Annotated in this window: 21 protein-coding genes; 13 read left to right on the top strand and 8 right to left on the bottom strand. The window is 45.0% G+C overall.

Translation table 11 applies throughout. The features are described from left to right. The first annotated feature begins 8 nt into the window (after positions 1-8). Together NST33_RS04885 and NST33_RS04890 are read left to right on the top strand one after the other, a co-directional pair. Entirely contained in the window at positions 9-1,274 is a 1,266-nt protein-coding gene (locus NST33_RS04885; RefSeq protein WP_339307034.1) for a DUF262 domain-containing protein, read from the top strand. 16 nt (positions 1,275-1,290) lie between these two features. Further along, positions 1,291-2,169, top strand: coding sequence for a protein kinase (locus NST33_RS04890; RefSeq protein WP_339307036.1), 879 nt, complete (start codon positions 1,291-1,293; stop codon positions 2,167-2,169). Positions 2,170-2,472: 303 nt separating this feature from the next. On the opposite strand, the gene NST33_RS04895 is transcribed toward NST33_RS04890, so the two are convergent. The 3 genes from NST33_RS04895 to NST33_RS04905 are packed head-to-tail and all read right to left on the bottom strand — an operon-like array spanning position 2,473 to position 5,448. Continuing rightward, complete coding sequence (locus NST33_RS04895; RefSeq protein ID WP_339307038.1) at positions 2,473-3,231, bottom strand: MerR family transcriptional regulator; 759 nt, start codon at positions 3,229-3,231, stop codon at positions 2,473-2,475. Beyond that, positions 3,206-4,132: a DUF2268 domain-containing protein gene (locus tag NST33_RS04900; RefSeq protein WP_339307040.1), complete on the bottom strand. Its 927-nt coding sequence runs from the start codon at positions 4,130-4,132 to the stop codon at positions 3,206-3,208. The genes NST33_RS04895 and NST33_RS04900 overlap by 26 nt, the downstream gene beginning before the upstream one ends. Positions 4,133-4,191: 59 nt before the next feature. Continuing rightward, positions 4,192-5,448: an MFS transporter gene (locus NST33_RS04905; protein ID WP_339307042.1), complete on the bottom strand. Its 1,257-nt coding sequence runs from the start codon at positions 5,446-5,448 to the stop codon at positions 4,192-4,194. A gap of 276 nt (positions 5,449-5,724) precedes the next feature. Between NST33_RS04905 and NST33_RS04910 the strand changes: the two genes are divergently transcribed. Both NST33_RS04910 and NST33_RS04915 read left to right on the top strand, forming a co-directional pair. Next, entirely contained in the window at positions 5,725-7,023 is a 1,299-nt protein-coding gene (locus NST33_RS04910; protein WP_339307044.1) for a galactokinase family protein, read from the top strand. Between the two features lie 227 nt (positions 7,024-7,250). Further along, positions 7,251-7,532, top strand: coding sequence for a hypothetical protein (locus tag NST33_RS04915; protein ID WP_339307046.1), 282 nt, complete (start codon positions 7,251-7,253; stop codon positions 7,530-7,532). Positions 7,533-7,634: 102 nt separating this feature from the next. Here the strand turns inward: NST33_RS04915 and NST33_RS04920 are convergent, their stop codons facing one another. Together NST33_RS04920 and NST33_RS04925 are read right to left on the bottom strand one after the other, a co-directional pair. After that, a complete protein-coding gene (locus NST33_RS04920; RefSeq protein WP_339307048.1) occupies positions 7,635-8,171 on the bottom strand; it encodes a hypothetical protein in 537 nt (178 codons plus the stop codon). A 141-nt stretch (positions 8,172-8,312) separates the two neighbouring features. After that, on the bottom strand, positions 8,313-8,642 hold the full coding sequence (locus NST33_RS04925) for a hypothetical protein (RefSeq protein WP_339308609.1): 330 nt from the start codon (positions 8,640-8,642) through the stop codon (positions 8,313-8,315). A 101-nt stretch (positions 8,643-8,743) separates the two neighbouring features. Between NST33_RS04925 and NST33_RS04930 the strand changes: the two genes are divergently transcribed. Beyond that, positions 8,744-9,115 (top strand): hypothetical protein, encoded by a 372-nt coding sequence (locus NST33_RS04930; RefSeq protein ID WP_339307050.1) that lies wholly within the window; start codon positions 8,744-8,746, stop codon positions 9,113-9,115. Further along, positions 9,112-9,615, top strand: coding sequence for a hypothetical protein (locus NST33_RS04935; RefSeq protein ID WP_339307051.1), 504 nt, complete (start codon positions 9,112-9,114; stop codon positions 9,613-9,615). Before NST33_RS04930 ends, NST33_RS04935 begins: the two co-directional genes overlap by 4 nt. Positions 9,616-9,698: 83 nt before the next feature. On the opposite strand, the gene NST33_RS04940 is transcribed toward NST33_RS04935, so the two are convergent. The 3 genes from NST33_RS04940 to NST33_RS04950 are packed head-to-tail and all read right to left on the bottom strand — an operon-like array spanning position 9,699 to position 13,454. Next, positions 9,699-10,862 (bottom strand): Ger(x)C family spore germination protein, encoded by a 1,164-nt coding sequence (locus NST33_RS04940; protein WP_339307052.1) that lies wholly within the window; start codon positions 10,860-10,862, stop codon positions 9,699-9,701. Then, positions 10,859-12,361 (bottom strand): spore germination protein, encoded by a 1,503-nt coding sequence (locus NST33_RS04945; protein WP_339307053.1) that lies wholly within the window; start codon positions 12,359-12,361, stop codon positions 10,859-10,861. The genes NST33_RS04940 and NST33_RS04945 overlap by 4 nt, the downstream gene beginning before the upstream one ends. Continuing rightward, a complete protein-coding gene (locus NST33_RS04950) occupies positions 12,333-13,454 on the bottom strand; it encodes an endospore germination permease (protein ID WP_339307055.1) in 1,122 nt (373 codons plus the stop codon). The genes NST33_RS04945 and NST33_RS04950 overlap by 29 nt, the downstream gene beginning before the upstream one ends. Positions 13,455-13,649: 195 nt before the next feature. Between NST33_RS04950 and NST33_RS04955 the strand changes: the two genes are divergently transcribed. From NST33_RS04955 to NST33_RS04985, 7 genes are all read left to right on the top strand, one after another. Then, positions 13,650-14,543, top strand: coding sequence for an NAD(P)-dependent oxidoreductase (locus NST33_RS04955; RefSeq protein ID WP_339307057.1), 894 nt, complete (start codon positions 13,650-13,652; stop codon positions 14,541-14,543). 278 nt (positions 14,544-14,821) lie between these two features. Then, the gene (locus tag NST33_RS04960) at positions 14,822-15,553 is read left to right on the top strand and encodes a nuclease-related domain-containing protein (RefSeq protein WP_036606252.1); all 732 of its coding nucleotides are present in this window, start codon (positions 14,822-14,824) and stop codon (positions 15,551-15,553) included. Between the two features lie 266 nt (positions 15,554-15,819). After that, entirely contained in the window at positions 15,820-16,710 is an 891-nt protein-coding gene (locus NST33_RS04965) for a hypothetical protein (protein ID WP_339307061.1), read from the top strand. Between the two features lie 227 nt (positions 16,711-16,937). After that, positions 16,938-18,713: a histidine kinase gene (locus NST33_RS04970; RefSeq protein WP_339307064.1), complete on the top strand. Its 1,776-nt coding sequence runs from the start codon at positions 16,938-16,940 to the stop codon at positions 18,711-18,713. Then, on the top strand, positions 18,710-19,774 hold the full coding sequence (locus NST33_RS04975; protein ID WP_339307066.1) for a response regulator: 1,065 nt from the start codon (positions 18,710-18,712) through the stop codon (positions 19,772-19,774). The genes NST33_RS04970 and NST33_RS04975 overlap by 4 nt, the downstream gene beginning before the upstream one ends. Positions 19,775-20,045: 271 nt before the next feature. Continuing rightward, positions 20,046-20,963, top strand: coding sequence for an ABC transporter permease subunit (locus tag NST33_RS04980; protein ID WP_339308611.1), 918 nt, complete (start codon positions 20,046-20,048; stop codon positions 20,961-20,963). 13 nt (positions 20,964-20,976) lie between these two features. Further along, positions 20,977-21,846: a carbohydrate ABC transporter permease gene (locus NST33_RS04985; RefSeq protein WP_036606256.1), complete on the top strand. Its 870-nt coding sequence runs from the start codon at positions 20,977-20,979 to the stop codon at positions 21,844-21,846. Positions 21,847-21,906 lie beyond the last annotated feature (60 nt).

The following is a 21,906-nucleotide window of genomic DNA, read 5'->3' on the forward strand; positions in this document are numbered from 1 at the left end:
GTGATAAAGTGTTTTGGACACCTACTAATCAAAGTATTGCAGATTTAAGAGATTGGGCTAACTCCAATACTCTTGAAATTACTCCAGATTTTCAAAGAAAAGAAGTATGGTCAAGAGCTGCTCAAGTAATGTTAATAGATTCTATATTAAAGAATATTCCTATGCCGAAAATAATTGTTCATTCCATAATAAAAGATGGAAGAGTATATAGAAAAGTGATAGACGGGCAGCAGCGTATAAAATCTATTTTGTCTTATCTTAAAGATGAGTATTCATTATCAAGCCCATATGAAGGTCCTTACGTAGGATTGAAATTTTCACAACTTCCTGAAGAAGAGGGGAAACAAGTACAAACAGCATTTTTGTCTTATTTAATTGATTTCAATGAGTTGAAAAATGCAACTGATGAGGATGCACGTGAGATTTATTCAAGGCTAAATAAATATAATATTCCTCTTAATAAACAAGAATTGAGAAAAGCTGATTTCCCAGGAGAATTTTTGAATTTATCTGAATTTAAAGCAGAGTTACCTTTTTTTGATGAGTCAAGAATTTTTACACCTGCGAATAGCAAAAGAATGGGGGATGTGGAGTATATTTCTGAGCTTTTAGCTGCAACAATTGATGGCCCGCAAGAGAAAAAGGAATCATTAGATGACTTTTATATTAATTATTCTGTTTGGGATGATGCCCACCGCACGAAGATAGATAGTGAATTCACAAATGTAATTAAAGATATCGAATATATATTCGATGTGAATTATAAAATATCTACTACGAGATTTCGTCAAAAATCCGATTTTTATAGTTTGTATCTAGCTATATTAGAACTACGAAGAGAAGAAGAAATAAAAAATGATATAAATACAGAATTTAGCTTAGAAAATAGAGATCTGACCTTCTTAAGGAGAGATCTAAAAATATTAGATGAATTCACTGCCCCAGAATCAGATGTTGAGATTTTGTCGGAATATGCAATTAAATGTGTTTCACATGCAAATTCTTTGGCGAGTAGAAGATGGAGAAAAGATTTTCTGAAGAATATTTTATCTGGAACGTATAAAGGACTTGCCCCTGAGGGTCGTGTTAAAGAGGAATTAAAAAAAATGCTATTTGAGGTTATGTGCGCACTTGGACAAGAAAATAGTTGTTCATTATGTAATGTTATAATTGATTCAGATGAAGATTTAGATAACATAGATTTGACTTGGGACTCAGATACTCAAGTATTTCAGGCGTCAAATTCCAATTTGACACATAAAAAGTGTAACTAGATGGAGGTGATTTTAAATGGCGGAGATGATCACTCTATTCTTAGAGCAAAATAGAAGAGAAGTATATTACATTCCCAATAGAATTGAAGATGAGAACGGGAGAGTCTATGTAGTTGATGCTGAAAAGTTAGGGAACGGCGGAAACGCAGTTGTTCATAAATGTGTGGATTACGTAACAGGGGAAGAGTACGCAATCAAATTTCAATTATCTCTCAAAACTAAAAGGATCAAAAGATTTATGAATGAAATAAAATTACTACAAGAAGTAGAGCATGAGCAATTGATAAAATACATTGCTAATGGGAAATGCATTGGTAAATATAAAATAAATAAACAAGAGAAGAATAAGGAAATTCCATTCATAATCATGACTTTAGCAAATAAAAATTTGAGAGATTTTTTGCTTGAGCGAGAGGAGATTGATTTCTCTGAATATATAGCACAATTTCAAGGATTAGCGGCTGCTCTGGCAGTAATACACAAAAAGGCGATACACCGAGACATTAAACCTGAAAATATACTGGTATCTGGTGAAACTTGGTTATTAAGTGATTTTGGACTCTGCAAGTTCCATGATGCGGATGAAGAGGAGGATTTAACAGGAGACAACGAAAACATTGGACCTAAGTTTTGGATGTCTCCTGAAGCACTTAATAGAACTATTGGGAATAAAGATGAAATTATGAAATGTTCGGATGTCTACCAACTTTGTAGTGTGTTTTGGTATATCGTGAATAAAAGACACCCATCGGGAGTACTTACAAAAGATGATTGGCTTGGGCCAGAACACATCTTTGATGTCATCTATAACTCCTTATCGCATGATCCAGGCAAGAGACCTCATGATGGTGAGAGTTTATTTTTGAAATTATGTGAAGCAACGCTAGCAGGATAGGTTATGTTTACATAACTTTATAATGATAGTTTAACAATCATCTTCGGTAGTTAAAATGCCAATGAGTAGTAGTAAACTTGGGGGGGGGGGTTGCATAATTTGAACGCTTTTCAGCTCTCAAGATTTAGAAGGATAAAAGCCAAGGCGTGCGTTGGATTACTATAATCAATGATCGACAAAGCTTAATCTGAAACTGATTAAACCCGGGTACACTATGTATCCGGGATTTGTAGGTTGACGCTATTTATCACGTTAGATTAATGTGATAGTAGTCTCCTCGCAGTCACAAGTTAAGACTTTTTCTTACTCCCCCACATAAACCAAAATAGCTCGATACAAAAACCTCAAAAAATCCCCATCACCAAACTGATCAAAATAACCCGCATAGCGGCGATCGGTCGTATAGGCTTCTGCAATACACCTCAGAATCTCATCATCACAGACCATAAATTGTTCCAGACAACCCTTCCATTCACGCACTAACGCTTGGACCTCACGAGAAGCAGGGGACCGATCCTGATGCTTCGCCAATTCCCGAAATACCTGCTCCATGTTGATCGAGAACTGCTGGTAGGCTTTTTCTTGCTCTTCCGCAGACAGCTCGCTCACATTAGCTTCAAATTCCTGATATTTCTCGGTGTCTCCATACACAAACTTTGCCTCAGATTGATACTGCTCTTCGATAGACAAAATGGAAGAGTCGTCAAACAGATGAAGATGAGAGATATCTTTCCCATCCACATACTCGTCCAACTGGTCGATGATGGTTTCGAGCTTTTGTTTGCGTTGAACGAGTGTACTGCGATGTTCTCTCAGAATATCTTTTTGTTCTTCTTTGGAAAGTTGCATCATGGCTGCAATGTCTTTTAAGGAGAAATTCATTTCTTTGAACAGAAGAATTATTTGCAGATTCCCCAGTGCCTCTTGATCGTAATACCGATAGCCATTGTCTTCGACTTTGCTCGGTTTCAATAGATCCGTTTTATCGTAATAATGTAATGCGCGCTTGGTGATGCCGGTAATCTGAATGATATCTTTAACGGTGAAATAGGGTGTCTTCATTCCAAAAGTCCTTTGTTTCAGCAAGGATGACACTTGCCGGAGTGATGGTTGCTTTGGTAATCGGTGTACCTGTTTTGTGCAGATAATATTGAATTAAGTGATAACCGCAGGCATAGCCAGCCGCATAGGGCATACCTACGGGCGTGAAATTTTGCATGATGGCAAGTTCATCGCCGTATAGATACGGATTGATCTGGTCAAAACCGGTGACATGCAGCTGGTCTTTCATTTTTGGCTTGATAACGTTATTCAAAGTCTCCAGTTCCGTTTTGGCTACCCATGGGCCTAGCAACTCCTCTCCATACAGGGATGTCGCAAAACTCTCGGCCAACCCCTCGCTAACCACCATCTCCCCAAGCGTAATCTGTGGACTCCACTGGATATATTGATATCTCACATTATGATTGCACTCATGGGCTAACACGGATTGGATACGAGGTAGAGTATACCCATTGGGGATCAGGTTCGCAATAATGTAACCCGGGATTCCACCGTCTCCGCTGATACCTTCGTTCATCATGAGTGAAGGGCTATTCTTGTCGCCTAATAAAATCGTGTATAGATATTCGGAGACTGATAGCTCAATCCCGTGATCTGTAAAGGTGGATAAACTTGTACGAACAGCTTCATGACACTGTTGCCAAAATGCTTCGGACGAGATCGCTGCTAACGATGCTTTAATCTCAGGTGTGATATCTGCGGGAGCGATATTCATAAAATTATTCATCATAATCACATCGAAGCCGTGAGGCTCTTGAGAGCGAAACGGGATCTGTTGAATGTTCCATTTGTTCATGAATGGACTCATCATTCGCTCGCGGTATAACTCCAATTTCTCATCGGGTGCAGCCTGGATGATCTCTTCATAGATTTGATCTGAACGTAACGCGGTAATCTTCATCCTTAATCTCTCCTTCGTGTAAGCTTGAGATCATTATCAAGTATGACCTAACGTAACAGTCAAGCGTTGATGTTACGCTGCTGGCTCTCTGAATGATTCTGCATCTTCATAGCGAATATCAGAGCAGACAGGATGTAGATCAGGCTTAACAAGAGATAAGGGAGTTGCAGCGAGAATACGCGATCAAAAGTCGTTTCACTAATTCGCACCAATAATCCGCCGAGAAGCGTACCAATGGCACTGATCCCAAAGGACAAAAAGCGAAACACACTTCCGACCCGGCCAAGCATCTCATTAGGAACGGAACGTTGCAGGATGGAGGAACGGGTAACATTGTAGACAATAATGAAAAATGCAGCACAGAAGTACAGTCCGCCTACCATATATGCATTTGTAGTTAGACCCACCACACCGTAGATGATTCCCATGCACAAAATGGAGGAGATAATCAATTGTTTTGTACTCCATTTCTTACGCATATAAGCAACAGCCTGGCTCCCTACAATGCTGCCGATTGTTGCAATGGAGATGAGAATACCAAATGCAAAAGCATCCAACTGAAGCACATCTCGTACAAAGAAAATCTGAGTAGCCAGAATGATCGAATACATCAGCGTAATGGTGACAGACAGAATGGCTAGTCCGCGGAGAAAACGATCATGATAGACATATCGAATACCGGACCACATCTCGCGTTTCCAATTCTTCATCGGGCGAACTTCCTTCTTGGTTGTTTCCGTATCCCCTGGGTAGAAGTTTCCCTTCAAACTGATCAAAAAGAGCAGAGCAATAACAGCTGTTACAGCGTCTATGGCAAAAGGAAAAACAATATGCAGGGTGATAATGAACCCTCCCAGGGCAACGCCCAGAATATCACTTGTGATTAACTGTCCAGCGGTGAACTGCCCATTCGCTTTCTCCAATTTACTTTGATCTACCAGTTGTGGGATTACCGTCTGCACCGTACTGTCGAATACAACTCGGCTCAGGCCAATCCCAAACATGAACAGAGCCAGAATCGGAATGCTCACCCATCCTCCCCAGATACATAACGTCAGGACAAGCAGAAGAATCATTCGCGTAAAACCTGCCCCAATCAGCATATGTTTGCGTGAGTATCGGTCGATGAGAACACCCACGGGCAGACTGAAGAGTAGCCAGGGTAAACGAAGTGCCGTCATGGTGACAGAAGCATACAGCGTATCGCTTGTAAGGGTTGATATGAGCCAAGGAACCGCAGCAAGTGTAAGTCCATCACCCAAAAATGTAAGCGAAAATGCACCAAATAACTTGGTATAATTCGACTTGATTTTCATCGTTCCCTCCATCAATAAGATGTTAAGCATAGCAACTTTGAGGTTGGAAAATAATGTGTTTTCACATAAACCAAATTTAAGTTATTCTAAAATGGTTTTCAATCCTATTTTTACAACAAATAACTTCACAAAACGCTTACAAACTTTCAATTCTACCCTACCTTTTCCGCTACGAAGCTGAGATAATGGGAGAGGAATAAGGCATGAAACAGACACAACAACCATGTTCACCAACAGTCTAAAAATAAAAGCTGCATATCCATAGGAGGATTATTAATGACGACACAACCATTGAATCTGATCCAATCCACGGAGGGCCAAGCGTTGCTTGCCCAAATGTATGGACAATCACAAGTAGAGGAACAGACTGCACGTTACACAAAGCTGAACGCAACGTTTGAAGAGTACTTCGGCCCGCAAGAGGGAAGCAAGTTGTTCAGCGCAGCAGGACGCAGCGAGATTGGCGGCAATCATACGGATCATAACCATGGTAAAGTGCTGGCGGGCAGCATTACGCTGGATACGATTGCAGTGGCAGCACCAACTGCGGATTCGGTTATTACCTTTTATTCAGAAGGTTATGACAAGAAATATGTAATCGATCTCACGGACCTCACGCCAAATACGGAAGACGATGGCACAACAGCATTGATTCGCGGTATGGCTGCGGGATTTGGAGAATTCGGATATAAGGTAGGCGGCTTCCAGGCGTATCTCTCGAGTAACGTGTTTTCGGCATCAGGGGTGAGTTCCTCGGCGTCATTTGAGATGCTGATCTGTACGATTTTGAATCATTTCTATAACGATGGAGCATTGGATGTTGTGACCTTGGCCAAGATCGGTCAGTATGCGGAGAATCACTATTGGAACAAACCTTCCGGTCTGTTGGATCAGATGGCTTGTGCGTACGGCGGACTCATTGCTATTGATTTTGAAAATCCCGCACAGCCTGTCATTGAACCTGTTCAGTGGGATTTCCAACAAAACGGCTACTCATTGGTCATTGTGAATACGGGCGGTAACCACGCTGATCTGACAGAAGATTACGCTGCTGTGCCATATGAGATGAGAGCGGTTGCTCAGGCACTGGGCAGTGAGTATGTTCGGGAAATTACTGCAGACGCCATCTATGCCAACCTCAAGAAGGTTCGTGAAGCTGCTGGGGATCGTGCCGTGCTGCGTGCACTTCATTTTCTGGAGGAAAACAATCGTGTCGATGGTCAGGTTCAGGCGTTGCGTGATGGACGTTTTGCTGATTTCTTGAAACTGATTACGGCGTCTGGTAACTCGTCATGGAAGTGGTTGCAGAATGTATATCAGAGTGGTGCTGTGAAGGAACAAGAGATTGGCATCGCGCTGGCACTGACCGAGAATTATCTGCAAAACCTGGGTGACGGCGCTTGTCGTATTCATGGTGGAGGATTCGCAGGGGTTATTCTGACGATCCTTCCAAACGAAAAAGTAGAAGAGTATATGTCATGGATGCACGACATGTTGGATACGCCGATTATCGTCGTTAATGTACGTGCACAAGGCGCAGTATGTCTGAATGCTTTGATCGCTAACGCGGGCTAAAAAGCACTTAGATAAATAGTTCAATATGATTCAACGAAGTCCGGGCCATGCCCGGGCTTTTTGGGTTTTTCATTTTTTGATAAACTCCAAACTTTGAAGGTCCTTGCTGTGTTATTTAAGTAGTGGTTTAGTTAGGTTGGTAGTGACTAGAATACAGGCGTACTAATGATGGTTCGATTAGGCGAAAGGCTGTATCTCAATAATGTACTCATGGGAGGAAGGATCAGATGATTACACCTACAGTGGCTGGTCAGGAAGAGGCTCAATTATACGAGGAGTTGCGGCGTGCGATCGATGAATTCGAAGAGGGCGAGCAGCGGCAAAAAGTTCTGAATCGAATGATCAGACAGCTCAGGTTCGCCAAGTGGCGGAAAGATCGGATGCGCAAGGTCGATGCATACTGCCAAAGGATCAAGCCCGCGACACTTTGGATCATCCTAGCCACAGGTGCACTTACGCCGGTCTTGTTATTTAGCGTGTTCATCTGGGTGTCGTTGTGGGTGGAATGAATCTGTAGCGAAGAGAGATACATTATGAAGTTAATAAAAAGAACCGTTAACCATCGGATTATCGTATTCCGACTGTAACGATTCTCTGAACTATCTTTAGGGTTAGTGGGACATTTGCGTAGATTTACCGTCTAAAGATTGCACTTGTCCCTGAATATACTGGTGGTAATCGCGGAAGCTGCTGATGTGATGCAAGGAATCGGAATTCTCGGACTGAATCTTAATTTTACCGTCCTGAGGCAAAGTTTTCATCTCAGCAATGACGGATTTGGAACCTTGGATATCACCGGACATCTCCTGGATTCGCTGTAATAATGCGGGATGCCCTTCGTGCTGGAGCATTTCAGCGAGGGGTCTCATTTCCTCCAACTTTTGGCTCGACCGTTCAAGCGTAGTCATCACTTTGTCTCCATCTATACTTGCGCTAAGCGAAACCATCCGGTGAATATGATCTTTCTCCATACGTTCAAGCGCCTCAAGGTGGGAAGCTTCCAGTCGTTGGGGATCGTTCCAACTTTCCGACCGAATAGTGTCATTTTGCTGCTGGGATGCATTATTCGCAGTGCCGTTACCACATCCCCATAACAAAGTTGAGCAAGTTAACACGGCTCCAACGGCGATGATACTTTTTAACCTCATGCTGTCACTCCTTCGATAATTTTCCTGAAGGTAGTATGAGCTATAATATCCAAAATCATGCTTCATCTGTTCATTTCTTTCCCATGATAACAAAGGCAAATAACGAGCTAACTGTATGTATTATTGCAGTTTAGCCGGATCTTATTTTTTTGGATTGCGGCTATCGATGAACCAACCCGGTCCTTCCACACTGATGACTTCCTGTGTGCCATAGTTATACGAAACGGTAATGTGCTCATCTTCGTGACCTGTTACATGACCATACAGGTACAAGCGGGAATGGACTGAACGGTCGTCAATATCATGACTCGTGATGACAAAGTCTGCGTCGTAATACTTCTTAATGTATTGGATGCTGACGGGTGTAGCTTTTTCAAGAATGTTTTGCTTATCTGATGTGGAAAGGCTAGAACATCCTCCTATTGAAAGTGTAAAAACAAGTAAGAATAGAGCCATAAGTTTTGTTTTCATCAAGCTTTAATTCTCCTTTTTGGTGATAAACTCTAACGACACTTTTATTCTAATTTTTCTGCTAGTACATTTGCAACGGTATGTAATGAGGTGAGAAGTTAATGAATCTTTATACTAATAACATCTGGCGCTGGACCATCAACCTTCTGTATCCTGCCATTATCTTTGCCTTTCAGAGCTGGGGGCCAATATTGGATTCATGGATTATGCCCATCTTGTTCGTCGCGCTGTTCTGCTTCCTGTGGAGCGATGTGAAAGACTTGTTCCTCTCGACTGGATTGACATGGTTTATTGCCATCCCATGCTGGTGGTATTACATAGAGCGTCCGAAACTAACGTTTGGTGCAGAACATTTTGCCGCACATCTATGGTTAATTGTACTTATGTATATTGTCTTTGTGCTCATTCCTCAGACCTTAATTCTGACTACTCGGTTGCGGGTAATGCATTATATTAGGGGGAAGCAAATATGAGTCGCATCAAAAGAATCAACAAGCCATACTTCATCTTCCTGACCTGGAATGTTCTTATGATCGGCGCTGTACGTGGATTAACCTTCCAGCATGAGCCCGGTAGAGGCGTATCTGGTAACGGGAATCTAGGGCTGTTGGTGTTATTTCCATCTCTTCTGACCTTTCTCATTCTATGTATCTGGACGACAACTTTGTCCAAATGGTGGTTATATGATCAGCGTCAGAGCTGGGGAGGAAGGGCGCATGCTTTCATACCACTGGTTGCTCTCCTACTGTGTATGTTGTCAGTCTTTCTGGAGTTACGTATCATGGATGACTTACGCATACAACTCAATGGATTTACGAATGATCCGAATTCGGCAGTATACCGTTTTGGTTGGCTGAACCAATACACGAACATACTGTTTTACAACGTGCCGATCCTGCTGTTCGGCTTGTCTTTCTCAATACTGACAGGCTGGCTGATGGAATGGAAACTTCGCAGCCATAGATCCGCATGATCCGATCTGCAAGCGAACGACATCCATTTACACAAATACCCCTTATCCGGCTCCAGACGGACAAGGGATGTTTCGTGTTCTTGCTATACTTTCCGTTTATATTTCCCTGTATACGGGATGGTGAGGTGGATTTTTAAATCCCGGATCGAGTCTTCGGTAAGCATCATCTTGCTCCCGTTGTTTGATAACTTACGCCAGAGTTTCGGATTTTTGCGATACAGCTTCTCCTGAAGACCGTAAATATCCACACCACGCTCAAGGCCGTGACGATAGGTCTGCATGATCTGCTCCCGCAACTTCACTTCACTAATCTGGATCATCTCTTCATAAGAGGTGGGCACCAGGTATTCGTACAGGGCGGTGAGGTAGTGGGCGTCAATGTTGAACGTAACGTCTTCACCCTGAATGACAGGTTTAATTTTGATCTTTGGCAATCCTACACTGAGTGCCCCATAGATCGTTCCATCCTTCTGCACAAGCAAGGGAGCACGCCGCATGTCCTTGATTAACCAGTGATAACCGGGAAGCTGACTGCGTGGAAAGTATTCAAAGTCATAGCCAGTCTTCTCGAAAAAGGCCCCTTCCACCAGAAACAAATCATGTTTCTTCTCATTCTCAGCCCACTGGGTATCGTTCAAGGCAAGACTCGGCAGATACGTCGTGGTAGCGGGATCATTATGTGTTGCTATGAGCTTAAAGCTAAGCACAGGCGGGTACAACGATTCTTCCATGTACGTGGGGAGTGGATTGTGAAGAATGCTGTCCAGTGGCGACATATTATAGATGGACGTTGCACTCAGGATTTCCTCCAGAGGCGCTCGTGTTCCATATACCCAAGTTGTATAACGGGATTCTGGAAATCGTCCCAGCATGTCGAACACTTCTTTGATATGTTTGCTGGTCAGCACACCTTCGGCCATAACGATAGCTGTCACATGCCCCCAAGCCATGTGTAATTGAGCCGTACGGAACAGTTCGTTCAGCGCTAGACTCATGGTTTTCCCCTCGGCATGTCCGACCCATACAGGCGGTGTATCTGCACTTTTGGTTGAACTTTCACTTTTGGCGACACTGGCAAAATCCATTGTTTGTACATACAGATGATACATGCCGTCCTTATAATCAATCCCAAATGCTTTGGCGTAGTCTACCTGTTGAATCTCAAAGGCACTCCAGCACCCACTCGTCATCACACACATCGATAGGCTTAACAGACCCAGCAAACATCGCTGTAACAAGTGTTTCATCGTCCGTTTCCTTTCTTGCGCGGTTCTTGAGTCTCAAGATAGACGGGTCTTCGTTTCCCTAACCCCTTTGGCAGTTTGAATAATGAAGCTATTGCTTGTTTGAAATGAAGGGGTGTTAACGGCGTGAGATATGGAATGCCAAATGATTTGAGATCGGTCAGGTAGATGAGGAACATAATCAACGACAGGATGAACCCATAGATGCCGAGGGATGCCCCCAAGACAAAACAAAGGAACCGCAGGATCAGCACAGAACTGGTCATGACCTGATTCACAATGGTTGCTCCAGCTACGACGGTAACTGCGATGATGACAATCATGAGGGGAGAGACCATGCCGGCTCGAATGGCGGAATCTCCGATAATCAGACCTCCAACGACAGTTAATGTCTGGCCGATGGCACTTGGCAAACGTACCCCTGCCTCACGGAACAGCTCCATCAGCAGCATAATGAGAAACATCTCCATTCCCGATTCCATTGGAAGTCCCATGCGTCCAACCGAGATCGTCGCGACTAGAGGAAAGGGGATCTGATCCATATGAAAGGATGTCAGCGCAATATAGAATCCGGGCAGGAACACGGTGATCATCAGGCCAAGAAAGCGCAGCATCCGTCCTACGTTCACAGCCAAGAAGGGAAAGCTGGCATCCTCCGGTGATTTGAGCAAAAGAAACAGATTGACTGGCCCAATAATAGCGCTGGGATTGCCGTCGACAATGAGGATAAAACGTCCGTTCAGGAGACATTCTGCAGCAAAGTCAGGCCTGCCCGTATAATGGGTGACGGGAAACAAAGTAATCTTCGAAGGCGACAGCAATTCTTCCAGTTCATTGGCGGTTAAGATTCGTTCGATCTCAATCTTACGCAATCGTTCCTGGACGTCTTCGATCAGCTCTGGATTTGCGATATTCTTGATATACATCAATGCCACCTTGGTTGCAGAACGTGTACCGATCAGTTCGATATTACAGGCCAGTTGGTTCGTACGCAGACGGGTGCGTATCAAGGCAACATTAACGGCAAGTGGTTCAATGAACCCATCTCTTGCCCCGCGGATCGAAACTTCGGTGGTCGATTCCTCCGGTGTCCGAGTAGGGATGTTAGATATATCAATACTCCACATGGTTTGCAGGGATGGTACACAGACTAACATATGACCTTCAAAAACACGGAGAGACATCAGTTCAGTTCCAAATGCGGGATCTTGCAGATCCATTCGGGTCCAATCCAGGCTGATGCACTTTTCAATGTCGGATGTACGGATAAAGTGTGTATTTTCATATGTTCGTCTGAGTTCCGGGAGAATAATATCGTAGATTGCTTCACTATCTACCATACCGCTACAATAGGTCATAAGGAGTTGCATCGGAGGTTCTCCGATCATATGACTATTGATGATGACATCATCAGATCCGGCAAAAAAGGTATTCAGGTTATGCTCGTTCATTCGGAACGGTTCAACTTCACGATTATTCTTGGGCTGGGCTGAGATCGGCACGTTCGGGAGCCTCCTTGTCCTTTTTGTGGATTAATGCAGCAATGGTTAATATCACGGTAACGATTGAGACATAGGCCAGCATGACCGGGAACTGAATATGATCCACGTAATAGTCGACGTAATCAATGCGCCACCATTGCATCGCCATGAAGCTCATGATGACGGTGATGGTGAGAATCGCGATATATCGTTTCTTCGGTCTGCGGAAATTCAGCAGATCCACGATGAGATACATGGATATAGCGACCCTTGCGAAGGAACCACTAAGCCACTGATAGATGGACAGAAAATCAACGTGTTGCAAAAGTTTGCCGATATTCACAAGTTTCCATTGCTCATAGGGACTGTTTCGTTGTTTGGCTGCTTCTTCGGGACCAAATTCCACGATGGCTCCGATGGTTGGTCCGATCGCCATACTGAGCATAAACACGCCAAGGATCAGAACGTGCCACCAACGAATTTTGCCTTTGACTTCATGTTGGAACAACATAAGAATCCAGATTTCCATAAGCCCGGCAAGAGAGTAGATCATGCCCCGCCACACGGGACCCATACCGTTCTCCATAATCGGGAACAATAGACTGTAGTCTTTGTATTTCATATTGGCGGACATTACAAAATAACCTAGCAAAATGACAAAGGGCAGCAGCAGACTGGAAGTCATCGCGATGGAGCGTATGCCTTTAGCCGCTGCCCACGCAGCAACCAGTGCTCCGCCACCTGCCAGAACATAGGGAGGTGTGAATTGAAGATACGTGGATACGGTCCAGTTGGTTGTCTCATACAACGTATGTATGCCAAGCGTGAACAGCAGAATGGAAGCGGAGATTCGGAAGATCCAGGAAGGGACCGCACCGAATTCTCGCGTAATCCAATCTGTTAATCGCTGTCCACGTACTCGCCGAATGATGATATACATCATACATAGAAACAACATGAAAAAAGGTCCTGCCGCCACGACAGACAACCATCCATCCCTGCCTGCTGCTTCGAGAATTCCTGGAATGGACAAGACATGGCAGACCAATCCGGCACTTAATAAAATGATGGAAAAGGACAACCAGATGGTAATCTGACCTTTTTCACGACTCATGCGAATCCTCCTTTCCAATGAAGGAAGTTTCCGTTAGGTTGTACAGCATACAGGAAGTTGATTCCTTTTTCAGATTTTTTCACAGAAAGCTGCAAGCGATATGGACGGACTCAGCAGAAAGCTTTAACATACAGATATAGCAATGTCGAAGACAAGCACTGAGCGAGGCATAGAGAAATAGGGAGGAAACCTACGATGACAATAACGACTAAGACACCTGGAGAGACAAAAGTTGGCTTTATTGGTACAGGCGTGATGGGTAAAAGCATGGCTGGGCACATCCAGAGAGCAGGGTATCCGCTGCATGTGTACACGCGAACTGCTGCCAAAGCGGAAGCATTGGTGAAGGAAGGTGCCGTATGGCATGACACACCAGGCAAACTGGCTGCTGCGTGTGATGTAATCATCACAATGGTGGGGTATCCGAAGGATGTAGAGGAGATTTATCTCGGTGAGGATGGGCTCGTAGCCAATGCCAAACCGGGTTCGTATCTAATTGATATGACGACCTCCAGTCCGTTACTGGCTGCACGAATCTTTGAAGCTGCGGAAGCCAAAGGACTGCATGCACTGGACGCACCTGTGTCGGGCGGTGATATCGGAGCGCAGAATGCGAAGCTGTCCATTATGGTTGGGGGTAGTTCGGAGGCCTTTGAAGCCGTTCGTCCGTTGTTTGAGCAGATGGGCACCAACATTGTGCTGCAAGGCAAGGCGGGAGCAGGGCAGCATACCAAAATGTGCAACCAGATTGCCATTGCCTCTGGCATGATGGGCGTATGCGAAGCACTTGCCTATGCCAAGACGTCTGGTCTGGACGCGGAGACCGTGCTGAAGAGCATTGCTACCGGTGCAGCCGGAAGCTGGTCGCTCAGCAATCTCGGTCCGCGCATGATCGCAGGCGATTATGAGCCTGGATTCTATGTGAAACATTTTATCAAAGACATGGGAATTGCACTGGAGTCTGCAAAAGCGATGGGTATGAAAACGCCCGGGCTGGCTCTGGCCGAATCCCTGTATCAGGAAATAGCGAATAATGGTCTGGATGAGAAAGGTACACAGGTACTCTACACCTATTATCTTCAGGCTTAACATCCAAGAGAACAACAGCGTAATACTTTTTCGATTCAGAAAAGATTGCGCTGTTTTTTTTCAATTTTGCAACTTGGTTATGCGTCTAAAGTCACAAAATTGGTTAAATGTTCATATGTACTTTGCGTATTGGAGAGATTTTGATCGTTTTCCCTTTATTTTTACCCCGCTTTATCCGACATAAGTAATAGAAGTTTACATAATGAATGTGTCAAAGGATGTTATTCCTCCTGTAATGGTCACCCGTAACCCACACTATAATAGAACGGAGCTTGCCCATGTTCAAGAAAATCCTGTCTCTGTTCAAGACACAACCAGAACTTGCGAACCAGATTACAGCCTCCGCTTCAGCGTTACCATCAACGACAACCATTCCCCCGCGTATGGTCCGTAGTAAGCGCAAGAAAAAAGCGGAAGGGGATTGGACACGCCAGCCGGAGGAGCCCAGTACAGCAGATCAGCTGATAGGTCTTCCAAGTCAATATAAAGTGCTGAACGACCTGCTCGTTACCAATCCGAAGTCACGCTCCGGTTATTCGCAGATTGATCATGTTGTAATCGGTCCGCGGGCAATCTTCGTGATCGAAACCCGAAATCTGACGACAGGTGAGATTCGCGGCGGAAGAAGAGAGGCCAATTGGTCGGTCAGCAGCAGCCGGGTCAAAATGTACAATCCACTCATGCAGCATCGTGCACATGTGGAAGCCATCCATGCACACCTCGGAGACTACAAAAGAGTACGTCTTGTCTCCATGGTGACCTTCACCAACCGTTGCCGCATCAGTGTTGATCCTGCTGTGAGGTATGTGAATTCGGATGAACTGATCATCTACGATCATGAATTGGTGGAAACGATTCAGCGGAAGACGGAACGACTTGAGAGTGAGGTTCCTGAAACCGTATTTCAAGAGAAAGATATTCAGGCGATCTACGCTCTGTTATCATCGGTCAATTCGACAGACCCTCAGATTCGGTCAGAGCATATGGAGAAGGCTAAAGGGATTAAATAATTACGTTTCACGAACACTGTTGTCCATACGGGCGACAGTGTTTTTGTGCTGCGGTGGTAGTTAATGTGGGCATAGTAAAAGGCTTTAGACACAGGTATATCGTCGTATACAACCGATTTTTAACTTATGATAGAATGTAGACCATGTCCAATTGTGTGAATCAAGCATGTTATATGAAAGGATATTTTTGTAAGTAAGTGTTCGAGTCTTGGAGCAGAGGTTAATGGTTCTCAGGAATATACATAGGATAAGGGGAAGATTATACGATGCAATGGAATTATACGATAAAGACGTTCACAGTCATGTTTGGTTTGGCAGCGATTCTGACAGCTTGTGGTGGTGGAGCGAAGGAGACGTCATCGCCGGAGTCTGCTTCCGGTACAAAAGTCGCTTCGTCAGAGACAAGCAGCTCGAATACTGCCGTAACAGAAACCGCAGCAACCGATTCGAATGGGAGTGAGCAGACAGGTTCAACTACAGAAGAATCTTCTTCCACTAATGATGGCAAGATTGGAAAGGACTCCACACTGGAAGAGTTGAAGCAGCAGTATGCCGATAAACTCGGTTATATCCGTATCCCGCTTACAGATCATCCAGTACGTCGAGTTAGTGAGGAAGGTTCAAAAAATATTAATGTCGCTAATTATAGCGATGCCGTTGTGGACATGAATGCAGGGGTGCCGATTCACTCCGATTCGCAGCGGTTGATTGATGATGCCTTTCCTTTTTTCACAACCGTACAAGCACCTGATGAATCTTATATAACTTGGGAAGAAGCAACCAATCTGGAGCGTGCCATGGTGAAAACACTGTTTATCGCCCGTGAAGGACTGCTGATTACCGAAGATGCGATGAAAAATAAGGATTATAACAGTACATCGTTCCAGGATTCCAAGGATTTCTTCAGGGTCACAGCGAAATTTGAATCCATGGCACCTGTTGCACAACATCCGCGTGACATCACGTTGAGTACGCTATACGACAAAGCCCACACGTCGTGGGGCAAGCTTGCTGCAATGGACCCGGAGCAGGATGAAGCGGCGTTTGCCGAGATGTATAAGACGACGAGAACCGATGCCAATAATGCCATGGGGTTGCTTAATGTTCTGTTGTCTACGAATGAGGAAGAACGGGTCAAAGAGATTTACGGGGAATAAAAATGCCGTGATTCAGAGTTAATCTGGATCATCCCGGTAACATGTCTGGATCACATGCCTTCAAACTCTGACTACCGATTGAAGCGGGGTCAGGGTTTTTCTGGTTTTTTCCAATAGGTGTATGATATGTTTTTAGGAGTAAGACATGTATGGAATATAGGTGAGGTGTGTAAAAGATGTGGTGGATGAACTTTTGTAAATGCTTTAAATTTAAAACGAAGCTAATCTTGTTTTTATCTACCGCAACGGTCTTAATCTCCGGAATCACAGGGTTGATCACCTATCGCATCCATATCGACCTGTTTAATGAAGAGGTCAGTCGCCAGTATAGTCTTACCGCAGAGCAGATTCTTGCACGTCTGGATTCCAGGGTACACGACATGTATAAAGTCACCGATTATATCACACTGAATCCCTCCGTAAAAAATGCCATCAAAGCACAGACCTCTGGCATCTCCTCCTATGATCAGATGAAGCTAGAAGATGAACTGGATGATCAGTTGTATCAGGTAAGGCTGGATGCACCGGAGATCATGGGGCTCCGCATATATGACCTGAAGGATAACATATTTAATCTCGGCGCCTTTGCTGGCTCATTTCAACAGATGGATCCTTCCTATCTGGCAGAGATGGTTCATAGACTGGAAGGAACGGGCGGCGAATATGGTTGGAATCGTTTGGGGCCGGATGCCTTCTTGCAGGAGGAACAATCCAATTGGATTCTGGCGGGACGATTAATGCGGTCTGTTGATCTGGAGACCTATGGCGTAATGCTAATTCTGTTTAACACCTCGTTGTTCGAATCGTATCTCAAAGATCTGCGACTGAATGAGGAAGTTGCTGTCTACTTATTTGACGCAGATGGTGAGCTTCTTTATGCCTTTCATAATCAGGATGCGGATCCACCACCACTTACCGAGCTAAGCCTAGGGGCGACGGAGATCAGGGACGAGCAGGGAACAACCCAATTGTATACGAAGCAAACGTCAGACAAAGCGGGCTTCACCCTGGTCAGCAAGGTCTCACTCGCTCAGATTCAGAACAAGGGAAAGATCATTGTAAAAGTTGCTGTGTTCTCTGCGGTAGCCAGCATATTATGCTCCTGGTTCATCATTACCGTAATTAGCGGCAGACTGTTGCGTCCACTTGCGAGTCTAGTCAACGCGATGAAAAGAGTGCGTGATGGACAGTTCGATACACGGGTACGGATCGAGACACGGGATGAGCTCGGTTTCATCGGTGAACGATTCAATGCAATGGCTTCCCGGATTGATACGCTTATACATGAAGTGTACGAGCGCGAACTCAGTGAAAAAGAAGCTGAACTCAAAGCTATTCAGGCCCAGCTGAATCCCCATTTTCTGTATAACACCTTGAGCATGTTTTTCTGGAAGTTCTATATGCTTGGTGATGAGAAATCGGCTCGCCTGGTCACTGCCTTGTCCGAGATGCTGCAGTATACGCTGGAACCCGTGCAGCAACTGACGACCGTTCAGGATGAGATGAAGCAAATAGATCACTACCTGCAGATTCAGCAGGTCCGGTATCAGGAAGCCTTGTCGATTGAAATTGCCGTTCCTGCTGAATTGTTTCGCTGTCAGGTGATCCGGCTGTTGCTTCAGCCCATCGTGGAGAATGTTTTTGTTCATGCCTTCTCGGACAAAAGGAACAACCGCCATCTGGAGATTCGTGGCTCGCGGCAAAACGGGCATGAAGGAGAGCCGGATCTGCTCATCATTGAAATTTCAGATAACGGCTGCGGCATGCACGCATCGGTCATTGAACGCATTATGACGCCAGTGGCACATGCAGATGAGGAACGTCAGCACATTGGCATGCGGAGTGTACTTCGAAGAATTGAGTTGATTCACGGTGAACCCTACGGTGTACAGATCGAGTCGACTGTGGGAGAGGGTACGCTAGTACGTCTTCGTTTGCCTTATCAGATCGGTGAGGACTCATGCCGGGAAATTCAGGTGACTGAGAGGAGTAGGTTCTGTTGAATGGACGTATGCTCGTAGTGGATGATGAAGCATTATTTCGTCAGGGTCTGATTCATCTGGTTCGCAATAATCCCCTCGGGTGGGAGGTCGTTGGGGAAGCGGCCGATGGAGAAGAAGCGATACAGGCTGTACACAGCTGCACACCTGATCTGATCATTACGGATATCAACATGCCTGTGATGGATGGTCTAGATTTGGCCGAACGCATACACGAGAGTGGACTGGACATTATGATTATCATTTTGACAGGTTATCGTGAGTTCGAATATGCACAGCGTGCCATCCGGTATGGGGCAATTGAATTTTTGTTAAAGCCGTTCTCGCTCGATGAAGCATGTCAGGTGTTACAAAAGGCACATGAACGATATCGCCGAAAACAGTCCGACATTCGAAGCAGGGAACAATACAGCCAAGTGGACCGTACCGAGAGACTACGAGAGGAACTGACTTCGTTGCTGCTCCACCATCAATTCGGATCAATAATGAATCGGATCGAGATGTTGCTAGAAGAAGCGTCCGGGATGAGCTTGTCACAAGGCAAAGCGGAGATTCATATGCTTATGAAGGTCATGATGGACTTACTGGTACAACAGCTTCAGCCTAAGGAATCCGGTGGTATGGACTCCACTGCCCCAGATCCACTGCTCTGGATTCATACCATACCTGAAGTCATCGCTTGGGCCAGATGCAAGAGCGAAGAGTGGCTGGATATGCTAATGCGGCTAACTCAGGAACAGCAGGATCATGTCGTTACACGAGTTATACAGTATATTGAAATGAACTATTCCAGCACATGTACGTTGCAGGCCGTGGCTGCCCATGTTCATGTGACACCCAACTACTTGAGCCATTTGTTCAAAAAAGAAACAGGACAAGGCTTCAGCCAATATGTCAGCAAGCGCCGAATCGATAAGGCGAAGCTGCTGCTGCACAGCACTCGGCAGAGCATGGCAGATATCGCGGAACTGACTGGGTTCGATAACTCCAGTTATTTTACAACCGTATTCAAACAGATGACGGGGGTATCGCCCCGTGAATATCGCAAGCAAGTAGCCAAGTGAAGTGCCCGGTAGCAATCCCCCTTGAACTACTGTAGGGTCCACAATTAAAGAGAAGCATTCTCTTAATATCTGTTCGTTTCCAAGGCAACCCCACCATGTGGGGTTATTTTTGTGTAGAAAATTATAAAAGGATCGTTAAATAACAAATGTTTACGCTTACATTTTTATCTAAAATACAACTATAGTACATCAACAGCAGAGAGGAGTGATGGATATGAAGGGGGAACTGACCGCAGGTCCGCCGTCTGGATTACAACCGCCGGACAGTGAGATGAAGCATCGGATTCGGCAGCAGCAGCTTCGACGATTCAAGATGAATATACCGTTAATCTTGATGTTTGTTCCGGTGATTATGTTCTACCTTACCTTTCGTTATGCACCCATCGGAGGGCTGGTCATGGCCTTCAAGGACTACAACTTCTATGATGGGCTGTGGAACAGTCCATGGGTGGGCTTTCAGCATTTTCAGACGCTGTTCAGTGATCCGCGCACGGTGGAGATTATTCGCAACACCTTCTTCCTCAGTCTGTTAAGCATCATTATCGGGTTTCCCATTCCAATTATTCTGGCCATTATGCTGAATGAAGTGCGAAACATGGCCTTTAAGCGAACGGTGCAGACGGTGGTCTATATGCCACACTTCTTTTCCTGGGTCATCATTGCGATGATGATCATGACGGTTTTCTCTTTGGAAAATGGGATCGTAAACCGCTGGGTCGAGGCCTGGACGGGAGCACCTTATCCGTTCATGTACAACAAGGGTTCATGGGTTGCGGTATTTGTCGGCTCAGGGATCTGGAAGGACATGGGCTTCAATGCCATCATTTTTCTCGCGGCACTAACGACCATTGATCCGAGCCAATACGAGGCTGCACAGATGGATGGGGCCAGCAAAATGCGTCAGATCTGGCATGTCACCCTTCCGGGTATACGCTCCACCATTATTCTTCTGCTGATTCTGTCGATGGGGCGGGTGATGGAGGTCGGATTCGACCAGGTGTATATGCTTCAGAATTCCAATGTCAATGAGATAGCGGATGTAATCAGTACCTATATCTACCGCACCGGTCTTCAGGGAGCACAGTTCAGCCTGACAACGGCGATGGGATTGTTCGAATCACTGGTTGCATTTATCCTCATTTTTAGTGCAAATTATATCGCGCGTCGATTTAACGAAGGTTTGTGGTAGGAGGGAGAACAGCATGAGAAAAACCAAAGGAGAAAAAGTCTTTTATCTAATCAATTATGTATTGTTGTCATTGGTTGCCGTTAGCTGTATCCTGCCCTTACTGAACATTGTTGCCTTGTCATTTAGTGATGCGAGAGCGGTTGTTTCAGGTCAAGTGGGGTTATGGCCCGTCGATTTCACTTGGTTCTCCTATCACAGCCTAATTACGGGAACGCCGATTCTGAATGCATTCTGGAACAGTGTGGAGATCACATTGATCGGTACAGGGCTCAGCATGGCGGTGACGATTATGGCGGCATATCCGCTGTCACGTAGACATTTTTATCACCGGCGCTTCTTTACGATGGCGATGGTGTTCACGATGATTTTTAACGGTGGACTCATCCCGACGTATTTGGTCGTGCAAAATCTCGGTCTTGTGAACAGTTACGGCGCGCTTTGGCTACCGGGCCTGGTGAGCACTTACAACATGCTGATTATGCGATCTTATTTTGAAAATCTGCCGGGGGAAGTGGACGAGGCTGCGCGCATCGATGGTTGTGGTGAACTGGGGCTTTTGTTCCGAATCGTATTGCCATTATCCAAACCTTTGCTGGCGACTATTGCTCTCTTTTACGGCGTGGGTTACTGGAATTCGTTCATGAGTGTGATGATTTATATCAATGATACGTCCAAATACAACATGACCGTGCTCGTCCAAAATATGATTATGTCCAATCTGAATGTACAGGATTTTACCGATCCAACGATGATATCGAATCTGACCCCGGAAGGCATCCGGGCAGCAGCTGTCATTGTGATGGTCATACCCATTTTGGCAGTGTATCCGTTCTTGCAGAAGTACTTCGTTAAAGGGGTCATGCTCGGATCAATTAAAGGTTAAAGCAGGCTGTGGGTTAACCCGCATGGGTTCATATTACAGGAAAGAAAGAGGGTCTTATCT

It is taken from the genome of Paenibacillus sp. FSL L8-0435, assembly GCF_037965655.1.
In the GTDB taxonomy this organism is placed as follows: Bacteria; Bacillota; Bacilli; order Paenibacillales; family Paenibacillaceae; genus Paenibacillus.

What these genes read in the sequence shown, in the direction of transcription:
- NST33_RS04960 (WP_036606252.1), top strand. Translation starts at nt 14,822, where the DNA reads ATGTTCAAGAAAATCCTGTCTCTGTTCAAGACACAACCAGAACTTGCG.
- NST33_RS04985 (WP_036606256.1), top strand. Translation starts at nt 20,977, where the DNA reads ATGAGAAAAACCAAAGGAGAAAAAGTCTTTTATCTAATCAATTATGTA.
- NST33_RS04905 (WP_339307042.1), bottom strand. Translation starts at nt 5,448, where the DNA reads ATGAAAATCAAGTCGAATTATACCAAGTTATTTGGTGCATTTTCGCTT.
- NST33_RS04950 (WP_339307055.1), bottom strand. Translation starts at nt 13,454, where the DNA reads ATGAGTCGTGAAAAAGGTCAGATTACCATCTGGTTGTCCTTTTCCATC.
- NST33_RS04930 (WP_339307050.1), top strand. Translation starts at nt 8,744, where the DNA reads ATGAATCTTTATACTAATAACATCTGGCGCTGGACCATCAACCTTCTG.
- NST33_RS04980 (WP_339308611.1), top strand. Translation starts at nt 20,046, where the DNA reads ATGAAGCATCGGATTCGGCAGCAGCAGCTTCGACGATTCAAGATGAAT.
- NST33_RS04925 (WP_339308609.1), bottom strand. Translation starts at nt 8,642, where the DNA reads ATGAAAACAAAACTTATGGCTCTATTCTTACTTGTTTTTACACTTTCA.
- NST33_RS04940 (WP_339307052.1), bottom strand. Translation starts at nt 10,862, where the DNA reads ATGAAACACTTGTTACAGCGATGTTTGCTGGGTCTGTTAAGCCTATCG.
- NST33_RS04920 (WP_339307048.1), bottom strand. Translation starts at nt 8,171, where the DNA reads ATGAGGTTAAAAAGTATCATCGCCGTTGGAGCCGTGTTAACTTGCTCA.
- NST33_RS04890 (WP_339307036.1), top strand. Translation starts at nt 1,291, where the DNA reads ATGGCGGAGATGATCACTCTATTCTTAGAGCAAAATAGAAGAGAAGTA.
- NST33_RS04900 (WP_339307040.1), bottom strand. Translation starts at nt 4,132, where the DNA reads ATGAAGATTACCGCGTTACGTTCAGATCAAATCTATGAAGAGATCATC.
- NST33_RS04895 (WP_339307038.1), bottom strand. Translation starts at nt 3,231, where the DNA reads ATGAAGACACCCTATTTCACCGTTAAAGATATCATTCAGATTACCGGC.
- NST33_RS04910 (WP_339307044.1), top strand. Translation starts at nt 5,725, where the DNA reads ATGACGACACAACCATTGAATCTGATCCAATCCACGGAGGGCCAAGCG.
- NST33_RS04935 (WP_339307051.1), top strand. Translation starts at nt 9,112, where the DNA reads ATGAGTCGCATCAAAAGAATCAACAAGCCATACTTCATCTTCCTGACC.
- NST33_RS04965 (WP_339307061.1), top strand. Translation starts at nt 15,820, where the DNA reads ATGCAATGGAATTATACGATAAAGACGTTCACAGTCATGTTTGGTTTG.
- NST33_RS04955 (WP_339307057.1), top strand. Translation starts at nt 13,650, where the DNA reads ATGACAATAACGACTAAGACACCTGGAGAGACAAAAGTTGGCTTTATT.
- NST33_RS04915 (WP_339307046.1), top strand. Translation starts at nt 7,251, where the DNA reads ATGATTACACCTACAGTGGCTGGTCAGGAAGAGGCTCAATTATACGAG.